The sequence below is a fragment of the Dactylosporangium sp. NPDC000244 genome (genome assembly GCF_040300725.1).
In the GTDB taxonomy this organism is placed as follows: domain Bacteria; phylum Actinomycetota; class Actinomycetes; order Mycobacteriales; family Micromonosporaceae; genus Dactylosporangium.
This window is the reverse complement of the sequence record NZ_JBEPEH010000045.1, coordinates 103,271-112,734: the sequence shown is the minus strand read 5'-3', so window position 1 is coordinate 112,734 and position 9,464 is coordinate 103,271. Positions and strand designations below refer to the sequence as shown.

8 protein-coding genes are annotated in these 9,464 nt (G+C 73.6%); 2 read left to right on the top strand and 6 right to left on the bottom strand.

The features are described from left to right. Window positions 1–149: 149 nt before the first annotated feature. The 4 genes from ABT369_RS46815 to ABT369_RS46800 form a co-directional block, all read right to left on the bottom strand. Window positions 150–1,061, bottom strand: coding sequence for an RNA ligase family protein (locus ABT369_RS46815; RefSeq protein WP_350623166.1), 912 nt, complete (start codon window positions 1,059–1,061; stop codon window positions 150–152). Window positions 1,062–1,402: 341 nt separating this feature from the next. Then, a complete protein-coding gene (locus ABT369_RS46810; protein WP_350623164.1) occupies window positions 1,403–2,110 on the bottom strand; it encodes a DUF899 domain-containing protein in 708 nt (235 codons plus the stop codon). A 249-nt stretch (window positions 2,111–2,359) separates the two neighbouring features. After that, window positions 2,360–3,316 (bottom strand): serine hydrolase domain-containing protein, encoded by a 957-nt coding sequence (locus ABT369_RS46805; protein ID WP_350623162.1) that lies wholly within the window; start codon window positions 3,314–3,316, stop codon window positions 2,360–2,362. Between the two features lie 53 nt (window positions 3,317–3,369). Beyond that, window positions 3,370–4,581 carry a ricin-type beta-trefoil lectin domain protein gene (locus ABT369_RS46800; protein WP_350623160.1) on the bottom strand — a complete coding sequence of 404 codons (1,212 nt, stop codon included), beginning with the start codon at window positions 4,579–4,581 and terminating at the stop codon, window positions 3,370–3,372. 174 nt (window positions 4,582–4,755) lie between these two features. On the opposite strand from ABT369_RS46800, the gene ABT369_RS46795 reads away from it, so the two are divergent. Both ABT369_RS46795 and ABT369_RS46790 read left to right on the top strand, forming a co-directional pair. Next, window positions 4,756–6,126 (top strand): glycosyl hydrolase family 18 protein, encoded by a 1,371-nt coding sequence (locus ABT369_RS46795; RefSeq protein ID WP_350623158.1) that lies wholly within the window; start codon window positions 4,756–4,758, stop codon window positions 6,124–6,126. 99 nt (window positions 6,127–6,225) lie between these two features. Beyond that, complete coding sequence (locus ABT369_RS46790) at window positions 6,226–6,504, top strand: helix-turn-helix domain-containing protein (protein ID WP_350623156.1); 279 nt, start codon at window positions 6,226–6,228, stop codon at window positions 6,502–6,504. Here ABT369_RS46790 and fxsT read toward each other — a convergent pair whose 3' ends face one another. Together fxsT and ABT369_RS46780 are read right to left on the bottom strand one after the other, a co-directional pair. After that, on the bottom strand, window positions 6,505–9,132 hold the full coding sequence (gene fxsT, locus ABT369_RS46785) for an FxSxx-COOH system tetratricopeptide repeat protein (RefSeq protein ID WP_350623154.1): 2,628 nt from the start codon (window positions 9,130–9,132) through the stop codon (window positions 6,505–6,507). Further along, window positions 9,083–9,364, bottom strand: coding sequence for a hypothetical protein (locus ABT369_RS46780; RefSeq protein WP_350623152.1), 282 nt, complete (start codon window positions 9,362–9,364; stop codon window positions 9,083–9,085). Before ABT369_RS46780 ends, fxsT begins: the two co-directional genes overlap by 50 nt. Window positions 9,365–9,464: the final 100 nt, after the last annotated feature.

Below are 9,464 nucleotides of genomic sequence, written 5' to 3'. Positions count from 1 at the left end.
TGCAGCTGGTCCAGCGAGCCCTGCTCCTGACCGGCCTCGTAGTGGCCGTAGTCGACGTCGCCGTGACCCGTGTCGCCCATGTCGTAGTCGCTCATTGCGGTCTCCCCTGGAAGTCGTTGTCGCTGTTTGCGTCGCTGTTGAGGAATACGTTACGGAGTCCCGGCGGCCGTCGAATCCCGGAAACGTGCCACCACCGCGGAGCGCACAAGGGCCTCCAGGTCGTCGCGCGACTGCAGCATCGGGTACGCGTCCACCAGGTCGACCATCACGTCCAGGACCAGCTCCTCCTCCAGCGCCGCGGGGTCGTCGGGGCCGACCTTGGAGCGGGCGCTCGCCACGCGGGCCGGGTTCACCAGGGTCGCGGCGAGCGGGGCGACGGCGGTGGGGGAGATGTGCGGGTCCCACGGCTGGGCCTCGGCGAAGCGGGCCTCGTCGAACTCGGGGATCTTGCGCTTGAGGACGGGGCGGGTCGCCAGCGGCAGGCGCGCGTCGGGGCGCAGGACGAGCCCCTCGGCGAGGTTGCCGTCCAGCGGCGGCAGGCCGTGCAGCGCCGGAACCCGGGTCGGGAAGCGGATCGGCACGGCGTCCACTGTGGACCTGGTGCCGCGGGCGAGCAGCGGTACGACATCCACGCCCGATTCGGCGGCGATCGCGGCGAGGTCGGCGTACAACCACACCGGTCCGTCGTCGGTGACCGCGTCGAACAGGGCGAACCGGATGCCGGGGCTGTACCAGACGCCCGTCTGCACCGGACTGGCCCCGGGGACCGGGTCGGCGCCGGGGTAATGGCCGCCGTACAGCTCGCCGTAGAGCCGCACCGACGTGCCCCCGCGGCCGAGGGCGGCTCGGGCGGCTCGTTCCAGCGTCGAGCGCAGCAGTTGCCAGCCGAAGAACGCTTCGTCATCGCGCAGCCACGCCTTGCGTTTGCCGACCCGCAGCGCCGTCCCGTCGTAGGCGATTACTAGCTGTGCACCGTGGATCTTCTCGGTGGCGATCCACGGGCCGGCCGCGGAGGCGTTCGCCAGCACGGCGGGGATCTTCGGGTAGGTCACGTGCTCCACCGGGAGAGTTTCCCCGATTCCAGGTCCGCGCGGCGGACCCTGTCGATCCGGCGGAGGCGGGCGGGTGCGGCGGACCTCGGTGGGCGCGGCGGGCGCGGCCGGCGGAGCGGAGGCGGCGGCGGACGCGGCGAACCCCGGCGGGCGGGCGGAGGCGGACGCGGCGGGCGGGGCGGACGCGGACGCGGTGGGCGGGGCGGACGCGGCGGGCAGGGCGGACGCGGACGCGGCGGGCGGGGCGGAGGCGCGGAGGCGGGCGGGCGCGGCGGACCCCGGCGGGCGCAGCGGACCCGAGGTGGGAGCCGCCCCGCCGGGAACCAGGCCCGGCAGGGCCGGCGCCAGAGCTACGGGGCGAAATCGGGCACGGCCGAGCGCGCGTGCCCGGCCCGTCCCTTCGGCTCCTCCCACTCCTCCTGCCGCCCGAGCGCGGTCAGGTCCAGCAGCGCGTACGCGCCGCCGAAGTCGGTGCCGCGGGCGTATGTCGAGTAGGTGTGGAACACGTCGTCACCGTCGGTGAGGAAGCAGCTGAACCCGGGGAGCTCCGGCGAGCCGATCACAGGCAGTGCGCGGTAGTTGTACACGGCCGGCTTCACCGCCTCGTCGAACGACACGTCGAAGTCGAAGTTGAAGTCGTCGCCGTGGGAGGAGTACCACGGGATGTCCCAGCCGCGCGTCGCGGCGTAGGCGGCGAGCTTCGCGTGGGGCGCCCGGGACACGAGTACGAATGTGGTGCTGCGGTTGTGCAGGTGCTCCAGCAGTGCCGGGGCGATCTCGTCGATGCTCGCGGTGCAGGAGGGGCAGGCCGCGTCCCACTCCGGGTCGAACATCACGTGCTGCACGATGAGCTGCGCCCGCCCCGCGAACAGGTCCGCGAGGCCGGCCGGGCCCTCGGCGCCGTGGAAGCGGTACGGCTTGGCTACCCGCACCATCGGCAACCGTCGCCGCTCGGTGTTGATGCGGTCCAGCTCGCGCCGGGCCTCCTTCTCCCGCTCCAGCAGCGCAAGCCGCGCCGCGAGCCACTCGTCCCGCGAGACGATCTCCGGAAGCGTCATCGTTTCCCTCCTGACGGTGAGCGAACAGTCCTCCTCCTATTACGACGATCGGGCGCGCGCGAAACGGACGAACGAGGGGGCGGAAAACCGGCGAGCGAGGGGGCGGGAAACGGAACGAGCGGGCGGGGAACCGGCGAACGAGGGAGCGGGAAACGGAACGAGCGAGCGGAGAACCGGCGAACGAGCGAGCGGAGAACCGGCGAACGAGTGGGCGGGGAACCGGCGAACGAGCGGGCGGAGAACCGGCGATCAGGCAGGCGGAGAGCCGGCGACCGCGGGCAGCACGAACTGCCGCAGCACGGCGAGCGGGGTCTTCCACTGCTCGTCCCCGTCATAGTTCCCCGCGGTCACGGCGACGACCAGGCGCAGCTCCGGCAGGATGAAGAGGCGCTGGCCCCCGTTGCCCATGGCGGCCCACATCCGGTGGCCGTCGACCGGCTCGATGTACCACTGGTAGCCGTACTCCCCGCCCCACGAGTTCGGCAGGCGGGGCTCCAGCATGGCGCGCACCCATGCCGCGGGGACGATGCCGGCGCCCTCGGCCAGGACCAGCTCGCCGAGGCGGACCAGCGAGCGCGGGGTCAGCCGCAGGCCCGACGCCGCCGACGGGACGCCGTCGGGGCCGGCGATCCACTCGAAGGCGTCGATGCCGAGCGGGTCGAAGAGCTTCGCGCGGGCGTACTCGGGCAACGCGACCCCGGTCCCGTCGGCGATGAGCGCGCCGAGGAGGGCCGTCGCGCCGCCGCAGTAGGACCAGCGGGTGCCGGGCGGCTCCAGCACGGGGCGGGACAGGACGTACCGGTAGCGGTCGGGCGCCAGCTCCATCGCGATCTCGGCGTTGTCCGGGCTGGTGTAGGGCAGGTCCTCGCGCCACTGCAGGCCCAGCGACATGGTGAGCGCATGCTCGACGGTGAGGCGGGCGCGTTCGGGCTCGGCGGCGAGGTCGGGGTAGCGCGGGAAGTACCGCAGCAATGGCTCGGACGGGTCCGGCACCCGGCGCTCGGCGAGCGCGATGCCGTACAACAGCGCCGTGATGCTCTTGGTCATCGACCTGATGTCGTGCAGCGTCCCGGGTCCGAAGTCTATGACGCCGAGCGGCTGGCCCCAGGTGCTGTCCGGCCCGGAACCGTAGTGCTCCAGCACGATCGAGCCGTCGCGCACGGCCACGGCGCCGTGCAGGCCTTCGAGCGCATCGAGTGTCGTCATAGGGAGGTTGTACCGTGGCCCGGGAGTCCCGGGCCACGGCAATTTGGCGAAACCTAGACCCGGGTCCACTTCTGGTTGCCGCCGCCGGTGCAGTCCCACAGCTGCAGCTGCGAGCCGTTGGCGGTGCCGTGCCCGGCCACGTCGACGCACTTGTTGGCGTTGGTGTTCACCAGGTCGCCCGCGGCGGTCAGGGTGAACCGCTGGGCGGCGGTGCCGTTGCAGGTGTAGAGCTGGATCGCGGTGCCGTTCGCGGTGCCGGCGGCGGCCGCGTCCATGCACTTGCCCAGCGCCCGCACGGTGCCGTCCGAGCCGATCGTCCACTGCTGGGCGGTGGTGCCGTTGCAGTCGTACACCTGCAGCCGCGCCCCGTCGACCGGGTTCGCCGACGGCACGTCGATGCAGCGGCCGCTCTCGTTGCCGCGCAGCGCGTTGCCGCCCGGCGGTGGGGTGCTCGTCGTGCTGACGTGCACGTAGTCGACGAGCATGCGGTTCACCGACGGGGTGGAGCCGTCGGGGCTGCCGGGGAAGTTCCCGCCGACGGCCAGGTTGAGGATGATGAAGAACGGGTGGTCGTACACCCACGGGTTGCCGCGGGTGCTGGCGGGAGTGGCGCGGAAGTACTCCGAGCCGTCGATCGTCCAGACGATGAGGTTCGGCGACCAGTCGACGGCGAACACGTGGTACGCGTTGCCGAGCGCCTGGCCGATGTTGCGGGTGCCGCCGACCGCGTTGCCGCCGGAGTACCCGGGGCCGTGGATGGTGCCGTAGACCGTGTTCGGGTCGCGGCCCACGTTCTCCATGATGTCGATCTCGCCGTCGCCCGGCCAGTTGCTGCCGCCGAGCATCCAGAACGCCGGCCACAGCCCGTTGCCCTTCGGCACCTGGATGCGGGCCTCGACGCGGCCGTACTGCTGGGTGAACTTCCCGGCCGTCTGGATGCGCCCGGAGGTCCACTGGCACGTGCCGTACCAGCAGGTGCGCCCGCCGCTCTCGCGCCGGGCCTCGATGACCAGGTGCCCCTGGCCATCCTGGTACACGTTGCTGGTGCCGCTGTTGTAGTACTCCAGCTCGGAGTTGCCGAAGCCCCCGCCACCGGTGTCGAAGTTCCACTTCGACGTGTCGACGCCCTGGCCGGACGCCCCGCTGAAGTCCTCGTTCCACACGACCGCGGCCTGCGCGGCGCCGGGTGACGCCACCACGAGCAGGCCGGTCGCGGCGATCGTTGCCATCAGCGCGGCGGACGCCAATGACCTGAGCCTTCGCATCTGCTTACCTCCCAGGCGGATTAGTGAGGTTACTTAACAGATCTATCGGAGGCTATGTGGTGCGCACCGCATCGTCAATATGCGACTTGAACTAAGACGCGCATTGACAACTGACAGTTAACTTTCCTATCGTCCCTGGCCAAGAGGCTCACCCCCACACCCGAAGGAGCCCCTATGCGCCGATCCGCCCTAGCCATCGCGGCGGTCACGGTCGCCGCCGGCGCCGCCGTGGCCTTCGCCGTCCAGCCGTCCGCCAGCGCCGCCACGCTGCCGAACGGCTTCCGCAGCATCGGGTACATGCCGTCCTGGGCCGGCAGCGCCACCGCGATCCAGTACAGCAAGCTGACCCACGTCAACTACGCCTTCGTCCTGCCCAACGGCAACGGCAGCCTCGGCGCCGTGGACAACCCGTCCAAGCTGCAGCAGATCGTCTCGCTCGGCCACGCCGCGAACACCAAGGTGTCGCTGTCGATCGGCGGCTGGAACGACGGCAACGACTCCGCCTTCGAGACCCTGGCCGGCAACGCCACCGCCCGGACCGCGTTCGTCAACAACGTCGTCAACCTCGTCAACCAGTACAACCTCGACGGCGTCGACATCGACTGGGAGTACCCGGACCCGGGCACGTCCGGCAACAACTACACCGCGCTCATGTCCCAGCTGAGCACCGCGATGCACAGCCGCGGCAAGCTGCTCACCGCCGCCGTGGTCTCCGAGGGCGGCACCGCCAACGGGGTGCAGCCGGCCGTGTTCGGCTACGTCGACTGGCTCAACATCATGACGTACGACGGCGGCAGCCCGCACGCCAACTACGACTGGTCCGTCGCCGCCGTGAACTTCTGGAAGGGCCGCGGCCTGCCCGCGAGCAAGGCCGTCATCGGGGTGCCGATCTACTCGCGGCCGAGCTACCTCACCTACGCCGACCTGGTCTCGCGGGACCCGGCCAACGCCAACCGCGACTGCGTCACCATCAACGGCTCCAACGAGTGCTACAACGGCCTCGGTACCGTGCGCCGCAAGACCCAGTGGGCCATGGCCAACGGCGGCGGCATCATGTTCTGGGAGCTCTCGCAGGACGCGACCGGCGCCAACTCGCTGATCAGCGCGGCCTACGAGACGGCGACGGGCGGCACCCCGCCGCCGACCACCCCGCCGGCGGGCCGCACCGGGCGCATCACGGGCCTCGCGGGCAAGTGCGCGGACGTCGCTGCGGCGTCCACGGCGAACGGGGCGGCGATCCAGCTGTACACCTGCAACGGCACGACCGCTCAGAACTGGACGGTGGCGTCGGACGGATCCCTGCGCGCGCTCGGCAAGTGCATGGACGTCACCTCGGCCGGCACCGCCAACGGCACGAAGATCCAGCTGTGGGACTGCAACGGTACCGGCGCGCAGAAGTGGCAGTACAACAGCGGCAACAGCACCCTCGTGAACACCGCGTCGGGCCGTTGCCTCGACGTGAGCGACAACAGCTCCGCCGACGGCGCGCGGCTGCAGATCTGGGACTGCTTCGCCGGCGCCAACCAGCGCTGGACGCTGCCGTAGCACGCAGCGGCGCGCGGCCCCGTACGACGCTCGTACGAGCGTGTCCGGGGATCCGCGCGCCGCTGTCCGGCTGGCCCGCCGGTCCGCTTCGCTGGTGGTATGAAGCTGATCGTCGTGCTGATCGTGCCGGGAGCCCTACCGGGAGCCCCGCCGGAAGCCCAGCGGGCGGCGGCCCCGGCCTGGGCCGGTCTGACCTGCCGCGAGCGGGAGGTCGCCGCCCTCGTCGGCCGGGCGCTGACCAACCGGCAGATCGCCCGCCGCCTCGGGATCTCGACCCACACCGTCAACTTCCACCTACGGCGCATCTTCGGCAAGCTCGGCATCCAGTCCCGGGTGAACCTCGCGCAGATCGCCAAGACCCACGCGGGCGCCGGCTGATCAGGCCGGCGCCTCCAGGTCGGCCGCGGCACGCGCGGTCGCCGGATGCCCGCGGCTGAGCACCCGGCGGCGGGCGGCCAGCACCTCCTCGAGCCCGGCGCGCGCCGCGGCGTCGTCGCCGAGATCCCGCCGGGTCAGCGCCAGGCGGTGCCGCGACACGAGCGTCGCCGGGTGCTCCGGCCCAAGCGTCCGCGCCCGCCGGGCGAGCACCTCCCGGGTCAGCGCCTCGGCCTCGGCGGCGCGCCCGAGCCCGTGGCGGACGTCGGCGAGGCCCTGCAACGCGTTGAGGGTCCGCGGATGGTCCTCGCCGAGGACCCGGCCGCTGGTCGCCGCGAGCGACTCGAACTCGGCCTCGGCCGCCGCCAGCTCGCCGCGGTCGCGGCGCAGCCGGGCCAGGTGGAACAGCGTGACGAGCGACGCCGGGTGATCCGCCCCCAGCCGCCGGCGACGGGCGTGCAGGACGTGCCCGAGCACCTGCCCGGCCGCGTCGAGCCGGCCCTGGGCCCGCATGACGTCGCCGACGTTGTTGAGGCTCGTGAGCGTGTCGAGGTGCTCCTCGCCGAGGACCCGGCGGCGCTGCTCGAGCACCTCCCGGAACACCCGCTCGGCGTCGGTGAGCTGCCCGTCGTCGCGCAGGACCCGGCCGAGATAGTGCGCGGTCGTCATGGTGTCGGGATGCTCCGGGCCGAGCAGCCGGCGCCGGGCCGCGAGCGTCGCGTGCAGCTCCCGCTTGGCGGGGTTGTACTCGCCGGTGTCGTACATGGACCGGCCGAGCTCGTTGCGCAGCGCGAGCACCGTCGCGTCGGTGCGCCCGACGACCGGACCGGCCTCGGCGATCAGCGCCGCGGCCTGGGCCCGGGCGCGGCGGCTCTGCCCGGCGGCCCGCAGGTAGCGCACCGCGAGCAGCGCCGGCTCGAGCACGTCGGGGCCGGTGCCGGGCGGCGCGATCCGGTGGTCGCGGATCAGGTCCAGGGGAGCGCCGCAGTGCTCGGCCAGGGCCGACCAGGTCGACCAGGAGGCCGGGTGCTTCGGGTCGAGGTCCTGCACCGCCGCCCGCAGCAGCGCGACGAGCGCGGCGAGGTAGGTGTCCGGATCGCCGTCGACGTCGTCGTTGCGCCGCGACGCCTCCCGGACCAGCGGATGCATCAGCAGCGTCTCGCCCGCCGGGTCGCCGCCGGGATCGAGGAGCCCGACGTCGGTGAGCCCGCGCACGGCCCGCCACAACCGCCGCGGGGTCAGCCCGGCGAACGGCGCGTGGGCCGCCAGGACGTCGGCGCGCAGCAGGCTCGGGGGCACGGCGGCCGGGCGCAGGCACGACAGCAGCCGCAGCACCGGACGGGCCTGGGGCAGACCGCGCGAGGCCAGCAGATCCAGCGACAGTTCCCAGGTCCGCCCGACGATCTCGCGAGTGCGGCCGTGCCCGGGACCGGCGGCGCCTTCGTCCTCGTCCTCGTCGAGCAGGCGCAGCGGGCCGGCGCGGTCCAGGGCGGCCGCGTAGTCGTCGAACGTCCGCACCTCGTTGCCGCCGGCGAGGCCCGGCGGCATGGTGGCGACCTCGCCCAGGTATCGCCCGGCGATCCCGAGGGCCAGCGGCAACCCGCCCAGCCGGTGGGCGAGGCGCCGCGCCGCGTCCGCCGGGCCCGCCGCCGGCCCGGCCAGCTCCTGCAGCACCTCCCCGCCCAGCGCCGCGTCGAGGGAGGGCACCGGGTGCAGCTCGAACCAGGGCGGCTCGCCGCCGGCCCAGGTCCGCCCGCCGCCGTCGCGGGTGGTGACGACGACCGCGCCGTGGCCGCCGGCGATCGGCCGCAGCCAGCCATTGCCGTCGGTGACCTCGGCGCCCGGGAGGCTCAGCACCGCCCGCGGATCGTCGACGTCGTCCACGACCAGCAGCCACGGCCGGTCGTGCCCCGCCAGCCGCCGCCACACCTGGTCCGGCAGGCTGCCGACGCGCAGCTCGTCGGGCGTGGCGCCGAGGTCGATGGCGACGGCGTGCATGCCGGTCGTGAACAGTGCCGGGCGGACGGCCGAGACCCACCACACGGTGACGCCGCGGCGCTCGGCGGCGCGGGCGAGCGCGAGCGCCACGGTGCTCTTGCCCGACCCGCCGAGCCCGTGCAGCACGTGCACCCGCGCGGCCGGGTCGCCGGTGGGAGGCTGGTCGAGATCCCGTTCCAGCCGCGCCAGCAGCGACGCCCGGCCGCGGATGCCCGGCTGCCGGTTCAGCCGCTCCGTCGGCGCCCGGGTCGAGACCACGGCCGGCGTGTCCATCGCGCCGTCGGACTCGGCGGCGGCCGGAGGGCTCGCGGCCGGCGGCGGCGCGGGTGGTGGCGCGGGTGGCTGGCCCCGCCGGGCGCGGCGCAGCCCGAGGAGCCACTGCGCGACGACGGCCGGATCGGTGGCGCCACAGGCCGCGAGGATCCGCTCGAACTGCCCGGCCGGCGATCGGCCCGGCAGGTGCGTGCCGGCGAAGTAGCCGCCCAGGGTGCTCGCCGGGACGCCGCTGCGGGCGGCGACGTCGCGGATGGTCAGGCCGGCTCCGTCGCGCAGGAGGCCCAGCTCGCGGGCGAAGCCGTGCCGATCAGCGATCCGGTCCGGCCGCGGCTGTGCCGCCGGCGTCTCCTCCGGCACCGGGCACCTCCTCCGCGCTCGTCGGGTGTCTCCGTTGTACCGTGCCGTCGCGGGACCGGCCAAGGTGCCGGAGTCCATCGACGGCCGCCGCGACCGACGCGGCCACGGTCAGCAGCCGCAGCACCCAGGCCGCGCGCCCGTCGGGCAGGTCGAGGCCCTGCAGCACGGCCGCCACGACGGCCAGGGCGCGCACGGCGGCGCGGCCGGCCGTCGCGAGGCGGGAGCGGATCATGGCCACCTCCGGTTGACGTTCCCCTCCACGATCGGGTGCCCGGCCGCGAGCGGTTGACGGTGCGCGCACAGGTCGGGCAAGGTCGGACGACGGCAAGCCG

Bases quoted from the DNA above. Each gene is read 5' to 3' on its own strand.
- ABT369_RS46795 (WP_350623158.1), top strand. From the start codon at position 4,756: ATGCGCCGATCCGCCCTAGCCATCGCGGCGGTCACGGTCGCCGCCGGC.
- ABT369_RS46790 (WP_350623156.1), top strand. From the start codon at position 6,226: ATGAAGCTGATCGTCGTGCTGATCGTGCCGGGAGCCCTACCGGGAGCC.
- ABT369_RS46805 (WP_350623162.1), bottom strand. From the start codon at position 3,316: ATGACGACACTCGATGCGCTCGAAGGCCTGCACGGCGCCGTGGCCGTG.
- ABT369_RS46800 (WP_350623160.1), bottom strand. From the start codon at position 4,581: ATGCGAAGGCTCAGGTCATTGGCGTCCGCCGCGCTGATGGCAACGATC.
- ABT369_RS46810 (WP_350623164.1), bottom strand. From the start codon at position 2,110: ATGACGCTTCCGGAGATCGTCTCGCGGGACGAGTGGCTCGCGGCGCGG.
- ABT369_RS46780 (WP_350623152.1), bottom strand. From the start codon at position 9,364: ATGATCCGCTCCCGCCTCGCGACGGCCGGCCGCGCCGCCGTGCGCGCC.